The 21,558-nt window shown below is 42.5% G+C and carries 20 protein-coding genes and 1 tRNA gene; 4 read left to right on the top strand and 17 right to left on the bottom strand.

Annotated features, from left to right (window positions below):
- The first annotated feature begins 12 nt into the window (after positions 1 to 12).
- A complete protein-coding gene (locus HMPREF9331_RS05735; RefSeq protein ID WP_016420073.1) occupies positions 13 to 552 on the top strand; it encodes a DUF488 domain-containing protein in 540 nt (179 codons plus the stop codon).
- Between the two features lie 231 nt (positions 553 to 783).
- Positions 784 to 1,185 carry a DUF1016 N-terminal domain-containing protein gene (locus HMPREF9331_RS05730; protein WP_016420072.1) on the top strand — a complete coding sequence of 134 codons (402 nt, stop codon included), beginning with the start codon at positions 784 to 786 and terminating at the stop codon, positions 1,183 to 1,185.
- A gap of 212 nt (positions 1,186 to 1,397) precedes the next feature.
- Here the strand turns inward: HMPREF9331_RS05730 and HMPREF9331_RS05725 are convergent, their stop codons facing one another.
- The 17 genes from HMPREF9331_RS05725 to bamG all read right to left on the bottom strand — a co-directional run bounded on the left by HMPREF9331_RS05725 (position 1,398) and on the right by bamG (position 20,037).
- A complete protein-coding gene (locus HMPREF9331_RS05725; protein ID WP_016420071.1) occupies positions 1,398 to 1,943 on the bottom strand; it encodes a hypothetical protein in 546 nt (181 codons plus the stop codon).
- A 28-nt stretch (positions 1,944 to 1,971) separates the two neighbouring features.
- On the bottom strand, positions 1,972 to 2,736 hold the full coding sequence (locus tag HMPREF9331_RS05720) for a UDP-2,3-diacylglucosamine diphosphatase (RefSeq protein ID WP_016420070.1): 765 nt from the start codon (positions 2,734 to 2,736) through the stop codon (positions 1,972 to 1,974).
- A 27-nt stretch (positions 2,737 to 2,763) separates the two neighbouring features.
- The gene (locus tag HMPREF9331_RS05715) at positions 2,764 to 3,132 is read right to left on the bottom strand and encodes a four helix bundle protein (RefSeq protein WP_016420069.1); all 369 of its coding nucleotides are present in this window, start codon (positions 3,130 to 3,132) and stop codon (positions 2,764 to 2,766) included.
- Positions 3,129 to 4,268, bottom strand: a complete 1,140-nt coding sequence (locus HMPREF9331_RS05710; RefSeq protein WP_016420068.1) for an FtsW/RodA/SpoVE family cell cycle protein — start codon at positions 4,266 to 4,268, stop codon at positions 3,129 to 3,131. Before HMPREF9331_RS05710 ends, HMPREF9331_RS05715 begins: the two co-directional genes overlap by 4 nt.
- An 11-nt stretch (positions 4,269 to 4,279) precedes the next feature.
- Positions 4,280 to 5,617 (bottom strand): UDP-N-acetylmuramoyl-L-alanine--D-glutamate ligase, encoded by a 1,338-nt coding sequence (gene murD / locus HMPREF9331_RS05705; RefSeq protein ID WP_016420067.1) that lies wholly within the window; start codon positions 5,615 to 5,617, stop codon positions 4,280 to 4,282.
- A gap of 77 nt (positions 5,618 to 5,694) precedes the next feature.
- Positions 5,695 to 6,924, bottom strand: a complete 1,230-nt coding sequence (mraY, locus tag HMPREF9331_RS05700; protein ID WP_016420066.1) for a phospho-N-acetylmuramoyl-pentapeptide-transferase — start codon at positions 6,922 to 6,924, stop codon at positions 5,695 to 5,697.
- 154 nt (positions 6,925 to 7,078) lie between these two features.
- Positions 7,079 to 7,627, bottom strand: a complete 549-nt coding sequence (locus HMPREF9331_RS05695; RefSeq protein WP_016420065.1) for an REP-associated tyrosine transposase — start codon at positions 7,625 to 7,627, stop codon at positions 7,079 to 7,081.
- 127 nt (positions 7,628 to 7,754) lie between these two features.
- Positions 7,755 to 9,206, bottom strand: a complete 1,452-nt coding sequence (locus tag HMPREF9331_RS05690; protein ID WP_016420064.1) for a UDP-N-acetylmuramoyl-L-alanyl-D-glutamate--2,6-diaminopimelate ligase — start codon at positions 9,204 to 9,206, stop codon at positions 7,755 to 7,757.
- A gap of 3 nt (positions 9,207 to 9,209) precedes the next feature.
- Complete coding sequence (locus HMPREF9331_RS05685; RefSeq protein ID WP_016420063.1) at positions 9,210 to 11,213, bottom strand: penicillin-binding protein; 2,004 nt, start codon at positions 11,211 to 11,213, stop codon at positions 9,210 to 9,212.
- Positions 11,206 to 11,538, bottom strand: a complete 333-nt coding sequence (locus tag HMPREF9331_RS05680; protein ID WP_016420062.1) for an FtsL-like putative cell division protein — start codon at positions 11,536 to 11,538, stop codon at positions 11,206 to 11,208. The genes HMPREF9331_RS05685 and HMPREF9331_RS05680 overlap by 8 nt, the downstream gene beginning before the upstream one ends.
- 28 nt (positions 11,539 to 11,566) lie before the next feature.
- Positions 11,567 to 12,481, bottom strand: coding sequence for a 16S rRNA (cytosine(1402)-N(4))-methyltransferase RsmH (gene rsmH, locus HMPREF9331_RS05675; RefSeq protein ID WP_016420061.1), 915 nt, complete (start codon positions 12,479 to 12,481; stop codon positions 11,567 to 11,569).
- The gene (locus tag HMPREF9331_RS05670) at positions 12,468 to 12,929 is read right to left on the bottom strand and encodes a division/cell wall cluster transcriptional repressor MraZ (RefSeq protein WP_016420060.1); all 462 of its coding nucleotides are present in this window, start codon (positions 12,927 to 12,929) and stop codon (positions 12,468 to 12,470) included. Before HMPREF9331_RS05670 ends, rsmH begins: the two co-directional genes overlap by 14 nt.
- Positions 12,930 to 13,100: 171 nt before the next feature.
- Positions 13,101 to 15,221 (bottom strand): peptidylprolyl isomerase, encoded by a 2,121-nt coding sequence (locus tag HMPREF9331_RS05665; protein ID WP_016420059.1) that lies wholly within the window; start codon positions 15,219 to 15,221, stop codon positions 13,101 to 13,103.
- 232 nt (positions 15,222 to 15,453) lie between these two features.
- Entirely contained in the window at positions 15,454 to 16,701 is a 1,248-nt protein-coding gene (locus HMPREF9331_RS05660; protein ID WP_016420058.1) for a hemolysin family protein, read from the bottom strand.
- Positions 16,702 to 16,798: 97 nt separating this feature from the next.
- Positions 16,799 to 17,332, bottom strand: a complete 534-nt coding sequence (lptC, locus tag HMPREF9331_RS05655; protein WP_009640613.1) for an LPS export ABC transporter periplasmic protein LptC — start codon at positions 17,330 to 17,332, stop codon at positions 16,799 to 16,801.
- A gap of 29 nt (positions 17,333 to 17,361) precedes the next feature.
- Positions 17,362 to 18,681 (bottom strand): tetratricopeptide repeat protein, encoded by a 1,320-nt coding sequence (locus HMPREF9331_RS05650; protein WP_016420057.1) that lies wholly within the window; start codon positions 18,679 to 18,681, stop codon positions 17,362 to 17,364.
- Positions 18,682 to 18,789: 108 nt separating this feature from the next.
- Positions 18,790 to 20,037, bottom strand: a complete 1,248-nt coding sequence (gene bamG / locus HMPREF9331_RS05645) for a BamG family beta-barrel-assembly machinery protein (protein WP_016420056.1) — start codon at positions 20,035 to 20,037, stop codon at positions 18,790 to 18,792.
- 226 nt (positions 20,038 to 20,263) lie between these two features.
- Here bamG and HMPREF9331_RS05640 point away from each other — a divergent pair.
- Both HMPREF9331_RS05640 and murG read left to right on the top strand, forming a co-directional pair.
- Positions 20,264 to 20,336, top strand: a tRNA-Phe gene (locus HMPREF9331_RS05640).
- Positions 20,337 to 20,440: 104 nt separating this feature from the next.
- Positions 20,441 to 21,535: an undecaprenyldiphospho-muramoylpentapeptide beta-N-acetylglucosaminyltransferase gene (gene murG, locus HMPREF9331_RS05635; protein ID WP_016420055.1), complete on the top strand. Its 1,095-nt coding sequence runs from the start codon at positions 20,441 to 20,443 to the stop codon at positions 21,533 to 21,535.
- Positions 21,536 to 21,558 lie beyond the last annotated feature (23 nt).

The raw sequence follows: 21,558 nt of genomic DNA, 5'->3' as shown, positions 1-21,558 counted from the left end.
AACTTTGTACCTATGAAGAAAATATACACCATAGGACATTCTACCCATACCTTGGAAGAGTTTACAGAAATGTTGCAATCCTTTAAGATACAGCATTTAGTAGACGTCAGGGGCCTGCCTGGTTCTAACAGATATCCACAATTCAACAAAGAAAATTTGGAGGTTGCCCTGCCTGAAGTTGGTATTGCTTATACCCATCTTCCCTTATTAGGAGGCAGGCGTAAGGTACATAAGGACTCCAAGAATACGCGTTGGCATAATGAATCTTTCCGTGCTTATGCCGATTATATGGAGACTGATGATTTTAAAGAAGGCATAACCCAACTCATTGCTATTGCAGAGAAAGAAAACACCGCTTATATGTGTGCCGAGGCACTCTGGTGGCGTTGTCATAGATCCATGATCTCGGATTATCTAAAAGCAAAAGGCTGGGAAGTGGAGCATATCATGGCTATAGACAAGGAAGAACCCCACAGCTACACCGCCCCTGCTCGTATTATAGGTGATAAAGTAGTGTATTATGATGAAGGAACACTTTTAGATCTCCAATGATTGATTTACCCCGCAACTAATCATCCTCTTCATAATCGTAGTATCTCGTACCATGAGGGTCTGCCTTTAGATGATGATAGTTTGTAAGTTCATAAGTAATTGTTCTTTTTTGTGGCAAAGATAAGGATTATTAATAAATTTTCCTTATCTTTGTACTTTCATACCCCCTCGAATTCGAGGGGTTAAAAAACAAATTTATCTGTCTTTTTGGCAAAGTAAAAAATCAACACAATGAGTACATTAACTCCTAATTTTGATTATGAAGAGATGCTTCTACAAGCCATTAATCATATCCGAGACGGACGTAATTATCTCGCCAAACAAATAAGTTCTACTATCAGTTCTGTATATTGGAATATAGGGAAGCTCCTTTTTGATCGGCATTTAGAAGAAGGATATGGTAGCGGAGTTGTAAAACAACTCTCTGTTGACCTAAAGAGAGAATTTCCTGATATGGGACTCTCACCTCGTAATCTCTGGTATATGAAACGGTTCTACGAACATTATTATCAAGCAGATACAAAACTGCAACGCAGCGTTGCAGTTTTACCATGGAGACATAATATCCTCCTATTAGACAAACAAGTCTCCGATGAAAAAGTTATTTTTTATAGTAACATGAGTTCGATATAACGAAAGCTCCCACTGATTTTCGTGGATTTCACAGATTTTCTATGTCTGTGTAATTGTGTTGTTGTGATTTACACAGATTTTTATAAGACCTTTGGTCTTATTTATCCGTGAAAATTAAAGAGTTACGCTTAGTTATATCATTTTCTCCGTGAAAATCCGTAGAATCTGTGGGAGAAAAAATATAATTTTGCTTACGTCGAACTCACGTTATATTATGATAAAGAAGTCTTCTGATTAACAGACAGAGGTTCAAAAGTAGGCAATAGCGGACTTTCATGAAATTTCAAGATAGATTTGTAAGTCTCTTCGCAAGTAAGGCGAGTGATAAACTCCCGAAAATGATAACCAACAAAATATATCCCTACAGGAAAATGTACAAGATAGATCGGATATTCCCCCGCTTTAGGGTATCTAACATCCCAAAAGACAACTTCCCCATTTTCGCTAAACATAAAAGGCTCCGCATTCATAAGTAACTCTAAGTTCTCTTTCTTTTTAAGCATGGACAACGGCACATGTATATATTGCAGGAAAACATCCTTCCAATAGGCATTTTGCCTCTCTAAGCTATCACAATAATTATTATCCTTACCCATGGGAATATAAGTCAAGAAAAGCTCTAAAAGACGACCAAAACCCAATTCTTGAACAAATTCAAGATAGGAGGTAGGCAATGCCCAGTTGTCACTGATACAAGTAATATCTTCTTTAGCGAGACAGTAAGAATTTCCTTTTATGGTTAAAAGTTCTTGATACATATATTTCTAGATTTTCTTCAACTAGTCACTAATCACTAACAACTAATTGGCAAACCTCCCCGTCAAACACCGCATAACTATAGTAGTGTATCCAGTCTCCTGTATTGATATAAGTGGCTCCCCCACCGAGGTCTATGGTCATAGGTAGGTGACGATGGCCAAAAAGAAAGTAGTCGTAATGTTCCCTTTCCAATTTGCGACGGCAGTACTGCACCAACCATTCCTTGTCTTCACCCAAGAAATGTACATCTTCCGCCCCCGAAATGAGTTTGTTTTTCACCGAAAGGTATTGCGCCAAGCGTACCCCAATATCAGGGTGTAGCCAACGGAAAAGCCACTTACAGAAAGGATTGGTAAAGACCTTTTTCATACGCTTATACCCCTTATCCCCTGGACCTAACCCATCGCCATGACCTATAAAAAAGCGCTTGCCATGGCAAAGAAATTCTTGCGGACGATGATATACAGGGATACCCAACTCCTGCTCGAAGTAATCCCCCATCCATAGGTCATGGTTGCCCACAAAAAAGAAGATAGGCAGGCCGCTGTCACGCAGCTCGGCCAACTTGCCCAATACACGTACAAAACCACGAGGTACCACCGTTTTGTACTCAAACCAGAAGTCAAAAAGATCACCCAAGAGAAAGAGCGCTCCCGCATCGGCCTTGATCGTATCCAGCCAATGCACAAAGCGCGCCTCACGCTCCCGACTTTTCTTATAAGTCGGTGCCCCTAAGTGATTATCTGAAGCAAAATATAGCTTCTTTCCTTTCTCTAATATTATTTCTTTCATCAACGATCAGTTATCAGCAGTCAGCTATCAGTAGTCAGTAGCCAGTTTCTTTTGGAGGGAATAAATCATTTTACCCACTTCATCTACCAAACACATTGCTTTTTGTACCTCTGACTCTTTTAAGTAATCTACTTTTACGCAGAGTAATAATTGTGTTTCTAATTCAGCCTTTGAACCTCTTGCTATAGACAAGAAATATGAAAATTCTTTTAAAGAACTCCTTCCTTGTCCTTCAGCTATATTACTGGGAATAGAAATCACGGCACGTCTTATTTGGTCACTTAGCGCAAAGAGTTCTTCTTTAGGTAACTTTTTTACTAATTGATATACCTCCACAACAAGTTCCATGGCTCGTTGCCAAACAATCAAATCTTTAAAATCCTTAGCACCATTCACTGACCACTGACCTCTGTCTTCGCGCTGACCGAGAGCACAATCCCCAACGCTATACAGGTCATCCATATAGAGGTACCCCCTGTGGTGAAGAACGGTAGGTTTTGTCCTGTTATGGGTAGCAGCCCCACGGAAACTCCCATATTGATAAATCCCTGAAAAACAATCGGTATACCTACACCCAGTACTAACAGCTTTCCAAAAATAGTGGTTGCCTTCAGTGAGATGATCACAAAGCGCACTAGCATGATGATAAAGAGCAGAATCAGGCAGCCCCCACCCCATAAGCCATATTCCTCCACTACTATGGCAAAAATAAAGTCGGACGAACCCTGTGGAAGCAGGTTTTTCATCACACTCTTACCTGCTCCTTTGCCCCAAAAACCTCCCGAAACAATAGCCATTTTCGCCCGCTCCGATTGGTAATTCTCTTCCTTATCTTTGCTAAAAAAGGTCTCTATACGGCTTTTCCATGTATCGGCACGGTGCGGAAAGGCATCGGGGAAAGCTTTGATAAAAAGAAAGAAAAGACCCGATAGCATGATTACAAAAAGGAAACTCAATAGCATATGCCTGATAGGATAGCGCCCTATGAAAAGTAGCATGAGCACCATTGTATACATAATCGCCCCTGTGGAGAAGTTGGGTAGCGTTACCAGTCCTACAGTGATGCCCACAGGCAGCCATAAGGGAAGTATGCTATCGACGAAACTCACCTTAGTACCATACACTTCGGCCAAGTAGGAGGCTACATACATCGGGAGAACCACCATCGCCATGGCCGACGGCTGAAAAGATACACCAAAAAAATCGATCCATCGACTTGCATTTGCCCCTTTTATTGTAGTGCCTTTCAGCAAAACAAAAAATAACAGTACCCATGCCAACAAAAGCCCTAACCGAGCCAAAGGACGAAAATAACGGTACGGAAAGATATGTATCAGATAGATCAGCAGCACCCCTACCGACACTAAGGCTGTGTGGCGCAACAAGTATCCAAAAGTACTTATCTTTGCCTTCTCCATATACACTAAGTTACTACTGGAGCTGTATACAGGCAAAAAAGAGAGAAAAACAAACAATAGTACCACCCCCCAAAGGGAAATGTCCCCCTTGAGATACTGCCTAAATCGTTCCATAACTACCTCGTTTAGAGCATATTTACATAATGCTTGAACTGATTACCTCTGTCCTCATAGCTCTGGAAAAGGTCAAAGCTCGCACAGGCAGGTGAGAGCAATACGGTATCTCCCTCTTGAGCCAAACCGCGCCCTACTTGTACAGCGTCTTCCATGGAGTGGGTCTCTATGATAGTAGGTATGATGCTTTGGAATGTTTGTATTATTTTTTGATTGTCAAGCCCTAAGCATACTATAGCCTTTACTTTCTTACTTACATAAGGAATCAGTGGGTTGTAGTCATTCCCCTTGTCCTGTCCCCCTACAATCCACACGAGGTTATCCTCCATGGAGTCCAAGGCGTAATATACAGAGTTCACATTGGTTGCCTTAGAGTCATTGATATACTTCACGCCTTCTACCTCGCGAACAAACTCCAAGCGATGGGGTACTCCTTGGAAAGTCATCAAGCTGTTGCGGATACTCTCGTTGCGAATATTAAGCATTTTGGCAACCATAGTGGCGCCCATAGCGTTCTTTAGGTTATGCTTACCTTTGATTGTCAAATCTTTTGTGGACATTTCTAATAGGTTTTGGTTAAAGTTTATATGTATATTTTTTTCATCAAGGCAATAAGCCCCTTGTGTATTTGCTTTTTCTAAGGAGAAAGGCAACAATTGTGCTTTTATATCCCTTCTCTTGGCTAACTCTTCCTGCAACACAGGATCATCTGCATCATAGATAAGATAGTCGCTGGCTTCTTGGTAGGCTGTGATACGAAATTTCGCATCTATATAGTTCTGAAATTCATAGTTATACCTGTCCAAGTGGTCAGGAGTGACATTGAGCAACAGGGCTATATGTGGGCGGAAAGAGGTGATGTCGTCCAACTGAAAGCTACTGATTTCCAGCACATAATATTCCTTTGGCTCTTTGGCAACCATATAAGCAAAACTGTTGCCTATATTTCCTCCTACTCCTACCGAAAGACCTGCCTGCTCCAGAAGGTGATAAATGAGGCTTGTGGTAGTGGTCTTGCCATTGCTGCCCGTAATAGCAATAATTTTTGCATTGGTATAGCGTGAGGCAAACTCTATCTCTGAGATAATCTCTATCCCCTTTGCCTTCGCCTGCTGGATAATGGGTACCTTGTGGGGTATACCAGGGCTTTTGATAATACAGTCGGCCGAGAGAATCTGGCTTTCTGTATGTTGGCCTTCTTCCCAGCGTATTCCCGCTGCGGTAAGTTCTTTTTTGTAACTGTCTTTCAGAGGCGCCTTATCGGAGAGAAATACCTCCCAGCCTTTTTGTTGTCCGAGAATCGCGGCACCTGTACCGCTCTCCCCTCCTCCTAATATGACTAATTTCATCTCTTATTAGTTTTGAGTTTTTAATTTTGAGTTCTAAGGGTTATAGATTTATAGGAGTCTTGCCTAACAACTAACCACTATCTTATCTTCAGCGTGATAAACGACACTAAGGCCAAAATAATCCCTACAATCAAGAACCGCATCACAATCTTGCTCTCATGGTAGCCCTTTTTCTGATAGTGATGGTGCAGAGGCGACATAAGCAATATCCTGCGTCCTTCTCCATATTTCTTCTTCGTATATTTAAAATACCCTACTTGCAGGATTACCGATAAGTTTTCTATCAAAAACACCCCACAGAGCACTGGGATAAGCAATTCCTTTCTAACCATAATAGCCAATACCGCTATGATCCCTCCTATGGTAAGGCTACCTGTATCCCCCATAAAGACCTGTGCTGGATAGGTATTGTACCAGAGAAAACCGATGAGCGCTCCTACCAAGGCGGCAATGAATATGGTTACCTCGCCTACATGAGGTATGTACATGATATTCAAGTATTCCGAAAAGATTGTGTTCCCTGAAATCCACGCAAATATCCCCAAAGTAAAGACGATGATTGCCGAGGTTCCCGCCGCCAGCCCATCTATTCCATCGGTGAGGTTAGCCCCATTGGATACCGCCGTGATGATAAAGGTAACTATCGGAATAAAAATAAGCCATACCCAATGCTTGTAATCCTTTCCTACCCACTTAATCAGGGAGGCATAGTCAAACTCATTATTCTTCATAAAAGGAATCGTCGTCTTGGTTGATTTCACCTCGGCCATTTCCGAAAGTGTTCGCCTTTGCTCTACACGAACCTGCCGAGAGGCTTGGGCATTCTCATTTTTTACGGTAACCTCAGGGTGAAAATATAGGGTAGCCCCCACTATGATCCCTAAGGACAACTGTCCCATAACCTTAAATCGCCCTTTTAGTCCATCCTTATTCTTCCTAAAGACCTTGATATAATCATCTATAAAACCGATAAGTCCCATCCATACGGTAGTAATCAGTAGCAAGATGATGTATATATTGTCCAGTTTAGTCAAAAGAATAGCAGGCACCAACAAGGCCAAGATTATAATAATCCCCCCCATAGTAGGAGTCCCGGTCTTTTCCTTCTGCCCTGCTAGTCCCAAGTCTCGAACCGACTCTCCTACTTGTCGCCTGTAGAGCATATTGATAATACGTTTCCCTGTAATGGTAGCAATCAGCAGCGAGAGGATCGCTGCCACTCCCGCTCTAAAGGATATATACTGAAACATCCCCGCTCCAGGCAAATTATAAGCCCTATGTAAGTAATCAAATAAATAATATAACACAATAGCTAATTGTTAATTGTCAATGGTCAATGATTTTTTCCCTTTCGCTGGCGCGAGCTTGTAGCTCGTGTCTATTATCAGTAGAGCTTGTAGCTCCTTTCGCTGGCGCGAGCTTGCAGCTCGTGCCCAATATCTGTAGAGCTTGTAGCTCTCATTAATTTATATCTATTTCTAAAACAGCACTCATATCATCACAATAGTTCTTAGCACTACTATATTTCCATTCCCATGCATTTTCTACAAAACCACTTTTTACAGGATTCTGATGTATATAGTTTAGTTTTTCCTCAAATACTGACAAAGACCATATTTCTATAGGATGATTATCTTGTTGCCAAAATTGATAATCTTTTACATTTGACCTTTTTGCAGCTGCCCTTCTAAACATCCACAACAACCATTCTTTCCCACTCTCTTGAGGATTTTCCTCTATCAATCTCACTATTTTCTTAGAGGTAAAAGTCTTAAAATCACGAATAATATCTGACGGATTATTATTCTTTGCTCTAAAAATCAAATGAATATGACTAGGCATTATACAATAGCCATATATTTCCATCTCTTTATTCTTCCTACAATAATCTAAAGAACTTATTATTTCATTAAAATATAACTCTCTAGTAAAAACATCTATCCAATTTACAACTGAAAAGCTAATAAAATAAGCTCCTCGTTCAGTATAAAATTTATATTTTCTACTCATTGTAGTTTTTCTGTTGCTTTCCAATTATCCTAACTAATGGTAAGAGCTAAAAGCTCTCCTAATTATAGGCACGAGCTGCAAGCTCGCGCCAGCAGACGGAAACTTAAATCATTAATCATTGCTGGCATTAATCATTAATGGCATTGATCATTTCTTCTAGGTCGTCAAAATGGCTCTTCACTCCCTTTACCTCCTGATAGGTTTCATGGCCTTTGCCTGCCAAAAGAATAATATCGCCTGCTTTGGCTAAGTGGCACGCTACTCTGATGGCTTGTCGGCGGTCGGTAACGGTCATATACTTGCTTTGGTTAGCGGCCTTGATCCCCGCTTCCATATCTCGGAGAATTGCTTCGGGGTCTTCATCACGAGGGTTGTCCGAGGTCAGCACTACCTTGTCGCTCAGCATAGTGGCTATATGTGCCATTATAGGGCGCTTGCCCTTGTCTCGGTTACCCCCACAGCCTACAACGGTAATGAGCTGTTGGTTCCCCTGCTTGATACTGCGAATCGTTTCCAATACATTCTCCAAAGCATCGGGGGTGTGGGCATAATCCACAATAAGAGTACGCTTGTCAGGCGCTACAAAGTACTGGAACCGCCCCGCTACAGCTGTGAGCTTGCTTAGGGCAAGTAGCACCCCATCGGAATCCTCACCCAAGCATATCGCTGTGGCATAGATAGCCAAGAGGTTATACGCATTGAACCTGCCTATGAGTGATACCCATACTTCTTTATCATTGATACGCAACAGCATACCAGAAAAAGTATTCTCAAGAACAGTTGCTCTGAAATCAGCCATTGTCTTTAGCGAATAACTATAGGTACGTGCCGAGGTGTTCTGCAACATATAGCTGCCGTTCTTGTCGTCTATATTGGTCAGTGCAAAAGAGGTTTTGCTTAAGCTGTCAAAGAACTTTTTCTTGGTATCGCGATAGTCGGCCAGTGTCTTATGAAAATCCAAATGGTCTTGGGTAAGGTTGGTAAAGATTCCTCCTGCAAAGCGCAACCCTTCTATCCTATGCATAGCCACTCCATGCGAACTCACTTCCATAAAGCAGTGAGTTACCCCCTCCGTTACCATTCGCTGCATCAGCTCGTTAAGGGTAAGCACATCGGGAGTGGTATTTTGTGTTTCTATACGCTGCCCGTTTATATAATTGGCTATGGTTGAGATAAGCCCTACCTTATAACCCAAATTTGCAAAGAGCTGATACAAAAGGGTTGCTATTGTTGTCTTTCCATTGGTGCCTGTAACGCCTACCAATCGGAGCTTCTGCGAAGGTCGTCCATAGTAATTGGCCGCTATCTGCCCCATGGCTATCGTAGTATCAGCTACTTGCACAAAGGTTACCCCTTCAGGACAAGCTTCAGGAAGCTTTTCACAAACAATGACGCTCGCCTTTTCTTTTATTACCTGTTCTATAAAAGAATGTCCATCTATTTTTGCTCCTTTTACAGCAAAAAACAGCGTATTTTCAACAATTTTTCGTGAGTCCTGAGTGATATGCTCAACTTCTACTTGCTCATCTCCTATGATCTGTATCGTTTTTACGCCTTCTAATAGCTCTTTTAGTTCCATGGTCTAATTAAAATCCAATTTTATAGTCTTTCTACCTCCTATATACTCTCCTCCTGCTATAGATTGTGCTGATACTTTGGCTGCATTACCGGATACTTTCACCGTAAGTCCTAAATTTTCCATAATAGCAATAGCATCCATAGCGTCCATACCTACTACATTGGGTACGATGGTCTTGTATTTGTTCATAATCTCATCATATCGCCCATAGTCTTTATTTACCTCTGCTGTTGAGGTCTCTATATCTTCTATTGTGTCTATTAGCAGAGAGTTGGTATAAATCTTCTGAGCAATACTCTTAAATACAGGCCCTGACACATCCGCCCCATAGTACCCTATCTTCTTATCAGGGTTGTGTATTACCACTATACAAGAGTACTTAGGGTTATCTGCTGGAAAAAAGCCTGCAAAGGAGGAGATGTACCCCAGCTTAGACTTGTCCTTATAATCTTTTTGGGCAGTACCTGTCTTCCCTGCCATGGAAAAATGAGGCGAATAGAGGCTCTTCCCTGTCCCATATTTTACTGTGTTCTCTAGGATTTTCTTTACTTTCTTGGCCGTCTCTTGACTACATACAGTACTATTGAGTACTTCTATATCAAACTTCTGTATGGACTTATTCAGTCGCTTAACTTCCTTAAGCATACGTGGCTTGAGCATCACCCCATTGTTGGCTATGGCATTGTAGAAGGTCAGAACTTGCAAAGGGGTCATCTCCAGCCCATATCCGAAGGCCATCCACTCAAGGGCAATCCCACTCCAACCTCGCTGCCCTGGCTGGGGAACAAAAGGATCCTTCTCTCCTTGTATGGCCATACCCAACTTGCGATTTAGGTGCATTTTATTAATCTTATCTACAAATTTTTTTGGATTTTTCCCAAAAAGATCGTGTATCGCTTGTACTATGCCCGTGTTGGAGGAGACTTGCATCGCCTTTGATAGGTTGATTTTCCCATAACCCTTATGGTTGGAATCCCAGACCTGTCGCCCATAGAAGGAAATCATCCCCTTTTTGGTATCTACCATATAGGTAGTGTCTATCTTAGCCTCTTCTAGTGCTACCACCAGCGATACGGTCTTAAATACCGATCCTGGCTCATAAGTCTCCCCTATGGCATAGTTTAGCCGCTCCGCATAGCTACCATCCTTGTTACGGCCTAAGTTGGTAATCGCTTTTATCTCTCCTGTGGCTACTTCCATGACCACTGCACACCCATGATCAGCCTGATAGGTTTCTAATTGCTTGAGCAGTGCATGATGGGCTATGTCTTGTATATTTATATTGATCGATGAGACTACATCATCACCATCCTTGGGATCTATCTCATTGCTATCCTCTATGGGTTTCCACTGCCCTTGAGCTATCTTTTGTTTGAGGTGTCGCCCTTCTACTCCTGAGAGGTATTTGCTAAAGGCACCTTCCAACCCTACTTTGAACACATTTCCTTGTCCATCGGTACGCTCATACCCTACAATACGGTGTGCTATGTCTCCCAAAGGATACTCCCTTGAGGTCCTCCCCTCTACTACCAATCCGCCCTGAATAGAACCAAGCGAGAAAAGAGGAAATTTCCGTACCCGAGCACATTCATCATACCCCAAACCCTTGGCTATCAATAGGTATTTGTTCCTACGCTTCCGTGCATTGGTAAGTAATTCCCTATAATAGGACGAAGGCCGATTGAAAAACTTCCCTAACGAATCACTCAGTGCCGGCAGATAAGTATCAAAATCCGACTGCGGGGGGGTGAGTGCATCAAAGTGTATATCATATCGCGTAATCGAGGTAGCCAAAAGACTCCCATCATCCGCATACAAATCCCCTCTATTGGGTGCTATCACAAACTCCTTTATGGTATGTTCGGCTATCATCTGCTCATACTTATCTCCTTTGAAATAGAGCATCTGTAGCTTATAAAAAATCAATATAGCAAAGACAAATAACCCTACTGCTACCATGATGGTACGTAGGTTTAGGATCCTATCCTTGGGCATCTCATTACTCATCTTCTTTTACTATTACTTTTATTTTATTCGGAGGGGTCTGCGATTGCTTTAGTCCTGTATTTTGAAGTTCACTAAGTACTGATGACTCTAATTTCTCTCGCTGTAGCCGAGAACGTACCGAAACAAACTCGCTGCGTAACTCCTTCACCTCTGTTTCCAATTTCGCTATAGTATATATCTTTTGGTCTATCAAGTGTCCACTGTAGATCATCACAATCCCCAACAGCAGCACCAGTAGTATTGTTATCCAGTTCCTCTGCGAATCCTTCCCTACGAGAAACTCCGCTTTGAATACTTTTACAAATCTCTCCTTTAATCTCTTCATGACACACTATTTGTTCACTTCTCATTTTTCACTCTTCTCTCTTTCGTTCTGCTACTCTCAGTACCGCACTACGCGCCCTGTTATTCTGAGCTATCTCCTCTTGGGTTGCCACGATGGCCTTGCCCACTTTCTGAAAAGGGGTCAACAGGTTTCCATAGAAATCCTTCTGTGGCTCCCCTGAGAACTGCCCATCACGTATAAAACGTTTTACCAACCTATCCTCAAGCGAATGATAGCTAATCAGGGCAATACGCCCCCCTGGCCTTACTATCTCTGGCAATTGCAAAAGCAGTTCCTCCAGTGCGGCCAGCTCACCATTGACCTCTATGCGTATAGCTTGATAGAGTTGGGCTAAGACCTTGTTTTCCTTGCCTTTAGGCAAAAAGCGCTGTACCACTTGCTTAAGCTCCCCCGTAGTAGCTATAGGTCTTGTGCTGCGCTGCTGCACGATGGTGCGGGCTATCTGTCGGCTTTGAGAGAGTTCTCCATAACGGAAAAAAAGTGTACTAAGGGCTTCCTCTTCATAGGTATTCACTACCTCATAGGCCGAAAGCGGTGCCTCTGGGTTCATTCTCATATCCAATGCGCCCTCAAGCCGAGTGGAGAACCCACGCTCGGCAGTGTCAAACTGGTAGGAGGATACCCCAAAATCGGCCAAAACACCATCTACTTGCTTTACCCCGTAGAAACGCAAGAAGCGTTTTATGTGTCTGAAATTCTGTGGGATAAGGGTAAACCGCTCATCATCTATGGCGTTCTGTTGCGCCTGAGGGTCTTGGTCAAAAGCCAGCAAACGGCCTCGACTGCCTAGTGCTGCCAATATCGCCCGTGAGTGGCCACCCCCTCCGAAGGTCGTATCCACATACGTCCCCGTGGGGTTTATTGCCAACCCTTCCAAACTCTCCTTGAGCAAGACGGGTACATGATAACTATACTCTATCATTGCCCATTATTTTTTCACTTAGCTGCATAAAGGCTTCTTCATCTATGCTATTATTCTGTGCTTCAAAGAGTTCCCTATCCCATATCTCTATAAAATTGATCAGGGGCACCAGCACCACTTCCTTGTCTATCTGGGCATATTCCACTAAGGACTTTGGAATAAGAAATCGTGCTGCCGCATCTACCTCCACTTCCTTAACCCCTGCGGTAAATTTTCGCAAATAGTCCAAATGTTGCTTGGAAAAAAGGTTCAATTTCGCACGCATTTTCTCCATAATCTCCTGCCATTCCCCCTGCGGATAGAGCTCTATACAGCGGTTGAAGACCGAAGGCTTGAGTACAAAACCATTCTGTAACTCTTTGTCCAGCACGACCTTAAGCCCCGAAGGAACCGTGATTCGCCCCTTGGAGTCCGCCTTGCATTCGTATGTTACAGAAGAATGTATCATCACCTTTGATTATTCGGGCCAAAGATACAAACTTTTTCCCACTTTCTCCCACTTTCTCCCACTTTTTTATTAACAGACATCTGAGGGAGTAATAATAAAAAGTGAAGAGTGAAAAATGTCCTCAGACACTTTTCACTCTTCACTTTTCACTTTTCGTTTTTCACGCTTCGCTTAGTAGAACTTCGCTCTATCGTCTTTGATCTTAGCGGTACTTTCTAAGGCTGAGAAAAGATCTTGAGAAGCTCGGTTCAGCTTCTGTGCGCGTAGGCTATTGGCATAAGCAGAATAGCTGTTGATAGCTGGAGCGATGGCCTTTTGAGTTACCTCTATCACATATACGCCATTGTTTCCTGCTATAGGTTTGCTCAGTTTATTCTCTGGCAAGACAAAGGCTACACCCACTACATTGGGCTCACTGCCTTGTCCTGAGAGGTTAGGGTTGCTCTGCATAAGCCCCTCACCTACTTGTATATTGTTAGCCTGGCCTGTAGCCTGAGCGATTTGTTCAAGCGAAGAGCCTTTCATCTTCTCAGAGATTTGTTTTACTTTCTTTTCTTTGATAAGGATAGGTTCTACGATGGCTCTCACATCGACTGCCTTGGCTAGACCTTCGTCTATTTTCTTGGTGAGTTGCACTACTACATAGCCGTCTTTTAGGTCAAAACGACGCACATCACCTACTTTAGTATCATCTTCAAAAGCCCATTTTACTATCGGACGATTGTTACCCAAGCCTGGAATATCTTCCGCAAGTACTTCTAAGTTATTGGCTGGCAATACGCTATAACCTTCCTTAGCAGCAATAGCAGCAAAATCCTTAGGATTCTTTAGCACCGCTTCGTTGAAGGCTGTAATCTTGGTATATACTTCATTGTTGGTAGCTGCTGAAGGCGCTATATTACGCACGATAGTGGCCAACTGTACCCCTTCTTTCTGGTCAGTAACCTTTACAACATGGAAACCAAAGTTCGTTTCCACAAGGCCTACATCCCCTACTTTAGCCTTGAACACATAATCATTGAAGGCTGGCACCATAGTCCCTGGGGTAAAGAAGTTCAAATCACCTCCATTAGGCGCATTAGACTTATCATCGGAATTAGCTTGTGCCAAAGCGGCAAAATCACTACCTGCTTTCACTTGAGCTAAGATTTCTTCTGCTTTCGCTTTAGCTTCTTCCTTGCTACGAGTAACTGTATTATCTGATACAGAACCCTTGTAAGCTATAAGGATATGGCTGGCTCTCACCTCTGCATTAGGTTTCTTGGAGAGCATACGGCTGTATTTGTAAGCCTCTCCGTCCTTATAGGGTCCATAGAGCTCCCCTACTTGTAGGTTGTAAAGTGCATCGGCATATTCCGCTGGAAGTCTGTCGCGATTTACATAGAGACTATCAAAAGGCACATCAGAGTTTTCATTTACAAAATCAGGTACTTCACTCTTTGGCAAAGCTGCAAAACCTGGAAGGGTATCGTTGGACTGGGTAGTGGCATTATACACTACTTTAGGCTCATTAAGGGCTTTAAGAGATGCCTCTATGGCTTGAATATCTGCCTGAGAAGCTACATTGGAAGCTAAAACAAACTGTAGGTTACGCATTTGTTTTTGCTCAAATTGCTTCTTATGGCTCTTGATATAGTCCTCTATCTCACTATCTGATACCTTTACAAGGCTATCGGAAATAGAGCTATAAGGTACCGTAACATATTTTATATTTACTTGGTCGGACTGCTTGTGGTATTCTCTTTCTCCGTCCTTGAAGGTAACGCCTAAGCCTGCGCGGATAAGACCTAAATATACCTCACGCTTAGCGTTGTCTATATAAGATTTTTCTTCCTGTTGCCATTGCTTGTACACTGTAGGATTCATAGTCTTAAGCTCGGAGATGAATTGGGCAAACTTAGCCTCAGAGAAGTTTCCTTTATCATCCTGAAACTGGGGGTTTTGTCCATAGTCAGGTATTCTGGCTATCATACTCACAATTTGGTCTTTCCCTACACTAATGCCCAGTTTCTCAAACTGTTGGTCTATGATACGGCTCTGTACCGCTTGTTGCCACAAGGCATTTACGATATATCCTTGGCCTATACTACCGCCCATATTGCGCATAGTATTTTCCACCTGGGTAGAGAAATCCACATAGGAGATATCATCACCATTTACACTCCCAATGACCAACTGACTTGGGGTAGTGTTACGACTAAATATGCCTGAGATAACAAAGGCAAAAAGCGCTAATCCGATCACAAGGATTAGGAACACTGTTCTTTTTCTGATTTTTTCTAAAACAGCCATTTTATAGTTTTTAGTTTTTAGTAGTTAGTGATTAGTGGCAAGTATTCTCCTTTCACTAGTCACTTTTCACTATTTTGGGGTGCGAAATTACAACTTTTTTACCAATTTTAAAAATTTTATACTTCTTATTTATCCACATCTATATAATACAGTGATTATCAAACACTTACCATTAGTCGCTTGTCACTAGTCATTAGTCACTTGTCACTTGTCACTCGTCATTTGTCATTTGTCATTTGTCATTCACAAAGATTCTCACTGTAATCACTTTATTATCCGCCACTTCCTCCACTAAGAAGCGATAATTCTCTATGCTGACCTCTTCGTCCTTACAAGGAATCGCCTCATGGATAGCCACTACTAGCCCCCCTAAGGTCTCATAGTTTTCACTCTCTGGAAGTGAAAGCTTATATTTTTCATTGATATAATCCACCTCCAAGCGTGCGGAAAAGACATATTCTTTGTCTGAAATCTGCAATTCCTTCTTAAAATTCTGGTCATGCTCATCTTCTATCTCTCCAAAAAGCTCCTCTACGATGTCTTCCAAGGTGATAAGTCCCGAAGTACCCCCATATTCGTCAAAGACAACGGCCATACTCTGGTGCTTCTTGGTGAGTGTATCCAGGAGCTTGGAGATGTAAATGGTCTCTGGCACAAAGGTGATAGGTCGGAGAAACTCTCGTATGGTCTTTGGACTCTTGAAGAGGTCAAAGGCATGTACATAGCCTATGATTTCGTCTATATTTTCCTGATAGACAAGTACTTTTGAGTAGTTGGAACTAACAAAAAGATCTCGTAGTGCCTCTACCGACTCATCTATATTGATCGCCACTATTTCTGTTCGGGGTCGCATAATCTCCCGTGCCTTTACCTGCGAGAAGCCTAAGGCATTCTGGAAGATCTGTACCTCACTGTCCATCTCCCTGTCTTCAGGCATGTTCTCTATCTGCTCGGAGATATAGCTCTCCAACTCTTCCTTGGAAAAAGTCAATCTAGTCACATCGCCTTGGGTATTGAAGAATACGTGTAAAATATTGTCCGACAGCCAAATAACAAAAGTTGAAACAGGTGAAAAGATCAAATAAAACACATAGGTAATAGGACTGAGTGCTCTAAGGAGTGTATTGGAATAGATCTGAAAAAACACCTTGGGCAGAAACTCTCCTGTGATGACAATCACCAAGGTTGAGATAATCGTCTGCCACAATACATTATGGAAATAAGGAGGCAACTGCGCCACAACCAATTTCCCCATCTCTATCCCATAGATCACCAAGGTGATATTGTTACCCACCAGCATAGTGGCGATAAACTTGGATGGCTTACGAGTGAGTTTCCCCAATATATTGCCAATCACCCCACCTTCCTTCTTCTCTATTTCCAATTGCACCTTGTTCGAGGAGACATACGCAATCTCCATCCCTGAGAAAAACGCAGAGAGCAACAATAGTACGGTTATGAATATCAGTGATGTCAACATTTTTTATTAGGGTTTAGGTAACAGACATTAATCATTAATCATTAATCATTAATCATTAATCATTCGTCACTTGTCACTTGTCATTAGTCACTTGTCACTATTCTCTTATGGGTATAATCCCCGTGATTTTATGGGCTTTTAGGTGTGTAAATTGCTTATCAAAATCCATACCGATGCCCTTGGTGATAGTTCCTTGCAGTGAATCCACAAACTCAAATGGACGTTCGGTAAAGACCCAATCCGTGGAGGCCTGCCAGAATAGCTGTGAGGTCTTGAGCTGCTTACCCTCATAAGTGGAAAGCGACACACTATCGCGTAGCTCTACCATCTGGGTTGGCAAGTAATAGATCGCATACTTAGAGCGAATGATATTCTCATGCCCCATATCGTCATACAACCTCAGTACCATTCCTTCGGGAAACTCCGTATAGGGAAAACGCTGATTGGAAAAATCCTTGTTCAGGCTACTCTCCAGGATCGTCTTGACCTTTGCAGAATCTGTGTACAACAAGCGGAAATTATACGTCTCCCCATTGGGAATCTTATCTTGTTGCAAGTGGTTTTTCTTCGGCTCATCATCACACGAGAAAAACATTGTAAGGACAAAAAGCCCTACAATGTTTCTAACCAATAACAATCTTTTTATACAAGTTCTTATCATTACAATTGGGGTACCTTAACCGATTGGCCTACCCAGCACTTGAAGGTAATGGTCTTTCCTGCCAATCCTGAGTTAAATATATCTGCCCTAGAAGGTGCAAGTGCCTCATAGCGTGCGGCCAACTTGTCCAAACCGCCTTTTCTGGCAGTGGCGGCAGCAAGCCAATATACAGCGCGCTTCTCAAAGGAGGTCGAACCGCACTCATTAGCAGCTCCAGCATAGGCCTGTGCCATGATCTGGTAAGCTGTCGTATTGGATGGATTGTATGAAAGCGCCTTTTGAGCATAACTTACCGCTGTACTACCTGAGTATTTGCTGGCTATTTTTACCAAATACATGGATTTCTTTAGGTTGTCTTTCTCCAAATCTACCGCTTGGTTAAAGTATTTCACCGCCTCTGTGGTATTCTTTTGCTTCTCTTTCATGATTCCTAAGTATAGAGCGGAAGAAGCCGAAGGTGATAGCTGGTAAAGACGTTCTACGAGCTTGGCAAAAAGTGGGTCAGAGGTACAATCCTTATCGGACATCTTAGCTGCTGCCCTACGAAGCCACTCGGCATTGTCCTTGTTCGCCTCATAGGTCTTTTGATAAAGCGGAATAAGGTTTGCACAATCTGCCAATTGCCCCAAAGCTGCATCCACACTCTCGGTGATATTCTTTAGATTGCCCACACGAGTACGTGCCACCTGTAGTTGTGCCTTTTCCTTATCATCGAGGGTATTAGCCTCTTCCTTAGGCAATAGCTCATTGATACGTACCGAAAGTTTGTCATTCTCATTCTCTATGATTTCCGATACATTGTCATAGATATCAAAGACCTCTTGTACTTGCTTCTTCCCTCCCTTGTAAAGATCCAAGGCTGAAGCAAAATACTGATAGATAAGGGTATCATCGTTGAACGCATCTTTATTGAGCTTATAGGTATCATCCAAAAGCGCAAAAAGTTGTTCCTTAGTACCTATATTTTGTTCTACCATAAGGAATGCCTGGCGCATATTCTTATCCGCCTGTGAGAATTTTTGTGGGAAATACTGGAAATACTTCTCATAAAGCTCTTGTAAATCCTTTATATACTTCTGTTTGTCTGTTCCTTTAGCAATCTTATCTCTGAGAATACGTTCTCCATATTGGAAAGTAGACTGATAGAGTTCTGGACAATGATCATACACATACTTCCATGGCTCATAGGCATCATTATAGTTCTTAAGCTTTGCTGCTTCTACATATACAGAGGCCTTCAGCTGGCACTCTTCTTTTTGCGCAAAAGTACCTAACGTACCCGCTACAAAAAGTACTGAAAATAGGAATTTCTTTTTCATTTTTTTATTCTAAGGGTTAATTTCTTATTTTAGGTATTAGATATTTAAGTTACTATATGCTACTATGTGTTAGCAGGTAACAATTAATAATTAACAATTAACAATTTATTAATGGTATTTCGTTCTTTGGAACCATTTATCATTGAGTGTCAAGGCTACTTTCAGTGTCAAATAATTCTCCTTCAGCACGCTGCCATCTCCTCTCTTACCCCAAGCCGCTCCAATAGTTGCATTAGAGAGCCCTTGCACTGGTAGGCTTACTCCAAAAGTTATGCCAAAATCGTTGATAGGCTTCTCTTTTACAATAATTCCTGTATGCTCATAATACAATCCTGCTCTGTAAGTAACTCGTTTCCAGTATTTTGTGTAAACTGTATTATGTGGCAAATAAAATCCTCCTACTGAAAAGCGGTACGCATTCTCATACCCCACAAAAGAAGAGGTTACAAATGGGTTAGAGAACGCACTCATATTGGAATAGCCAAAGCTCGCTCCTGCAAACCAGCGCTCTTGATCTCCCACCCCTGCCGAAAAGTCCAAAGAGGAGGGAAGCGTAAGGTTGGTCTTTACCAGATTTGGGTCTGTGATATTGCGACTGTCCTTAACTAGGAAATTGCCACTAGCAGGCCTGAGCGAATAGAGTGTCAAGTTATTAGTCGAACGCAAGCGTGCCTCTGGTATATAGCTCAGCCCCACACTCAGAGATAAGTCTTTGGTCAATTCCCGCTCATATTGTACCCCTAAGGCATAGCTACCGCCACGGTAAAGAGACTCACTATCTTCTCTGGAGATGTATAAGAACGAAGGCGAACTATAGAGGTTTTGCCACTGGGTCTTCCCAAAGTTAAAACCGCCTGAAACACCTATTCTAAGGCCTTTCAAAACCTCATAGCCTGCGGCCAAATATGCCTGATTTACCCCGCCACTCCCTTCGTAAGAGTAATATTGTTCCCTACCACTGATGCTCTCATGGCTCATCAGCCTATAACCTACCGAAGTATAAGGGCGCAACCCTACCGATACCCCTAAGTTTTTATATATGGGAAAAGAGAGGTTCAAGTAATCCAACAGAAAAGTACGCTCCTGATAGCTGCTCGCTGAGGTCTGCATCTTCCTTATATCATAGGAAGTAGCCAGAGAAAAGGTCGTACGGGTGAGCTTGGCCAATGAGGCAGGATTACGTACATCCACCCGTGTAGAATCCACATAGGCATTCACCCCGCCCATAAGGGCATTCTCCGTATTCCCTTCAAAACGCTTCTCTCCCAATCCATAATAGGAAAATGGCGAATTAGTCCCCTTCTGACCATAAGCAAAAGTGACTAAAAACAAAGCTAAGACTATAGGTAACCTCATATGTTCATTACTGTTACAGCTTGCAAATATCTAACTTTTTTAGCTCTTAAACAAGAAAAAAATAAAATCCCCCCGTTAAAATTTTGTTTAGTAAAAATTTTTCAGTTTTAATTTATTGAAAAACAATAACATAAAAACAAAAGAAAAATTTTTTCCGAAAATTTCTCTCAATCCCTTGCAGATTAGAAAAAAAGTTGTACCTTTGCACCCGAATTAAACAACCAATGGTGCCTTAGCTCAGTTGGTAGAGCAAAGGACTGAAAATCCTTGTGTCCCTGGTTCGATTCCTGGAGGCACCACTATTAAAATTTTTTTCAAAACTACTTTTTCTCTCTTTTGAAAAAGTAGTTTTTTTATTTACATGTCATTGACAATTGATAATTGACAATTAACAATTAAATCTATGCGTATTCTCCTCTCTGGTGGTGGCACAGGTGGCCACATCTTCCCTGCCTTGGCTATTGCAGGTGAGATCAAAAAGCGATTCCCCTCTGCTGAGTTTCTCTTTGTCGGTGCCGAGGGCAAAATGGAAATGCAGCGTGTCCCCAAGGCGGGCTACCCTATAGTAGGACTCCCCATTCGCGGACTCCAGCGCAAGCTCAGCCTCTCTACACTTGCCTTTCCCTTTAGGGTCATCTATAGCCTCTATAAGGCCTATAAGCTCATCAAGCGCTTCCAGCCCGATGTGGTCATCGGCACCGGAGGCTATGCCTCCGCCCCTACCCTGAAGGCCGCACAGCTATTGGGAATTCCTTATTTTATTCAGGAACAAAACTCCTATGCTGGGGTAACTAACAAGTGGGTAGCCAAAGGCGCCAAAGGCATCTTCGTGGCTTATGACCATATGGAACGTTATTTCCCTTCTGCCCCTCTCTTTCTCACCGGCAACCCTATCCGTGAGGACTTAATGACAATAACAGACAAAGACCCTGAGGCTTATAAGCTCTTTTCTCTTGACCCTCAAGCCTTTACCTTGCTTGTCATCGGAGGCAGTTTAGGGGCAAGAAAGATTAACGAATTGGTCAAGGAGCACTTACCGCTCTTCCAGGAGAAGGAGGTACAAGTCCTCTGGCAGTGTGGGGCTTACTACTTCCCTGAGTACAAGCACTTAGAAAGCGAATCGGTACGTATCCTCCCCTTTGTGGAGAACATGAAAGCGGCCTTCTCCCTTGCCGATGTGATTATCTCCCGTGCAGGTGCTAGCTCCGTCAGCGAACTGTCCGTCGTAGGCAAGCCTGTCATCTTCGTCCCCTCCCCCAACGTCGCCGAAGACCACCAAACGAAAAATGCCCAAGCCATAGCCGACCAAAATGCAGCTCTCTTACTTAAGGAAACAGACATCACCACTCATTTTCCCTCTCTTTTCACCGCCCTCCTCTCCGATGAGAACAAGCGAAAAGAGCTTTCCGAAAACTTCCGAAAGCTCGCCCGTCCCCACGCTACCCAAGAGATAGTTGATAAGATAAGTGAAATACTAAAAGTGAAAAGTGAAGAGTAACTTTTCACTTTTCACTCTTCACT

The organism is Capnocytophaga granulosa ATCC 51502 (genome assembly GCF_000411115.1).
GTDB classification, from domain to species: domain Bacteria; phylum Bacteroidota; class Bacteroidia; order Flavobacteriales; family Flavobacteriaceae; genus Capnocytophaga; species Capnocytophaga granulosa.
This window is presented reverse-complemented; position numbering and strand designations above follow the sequence as displayed.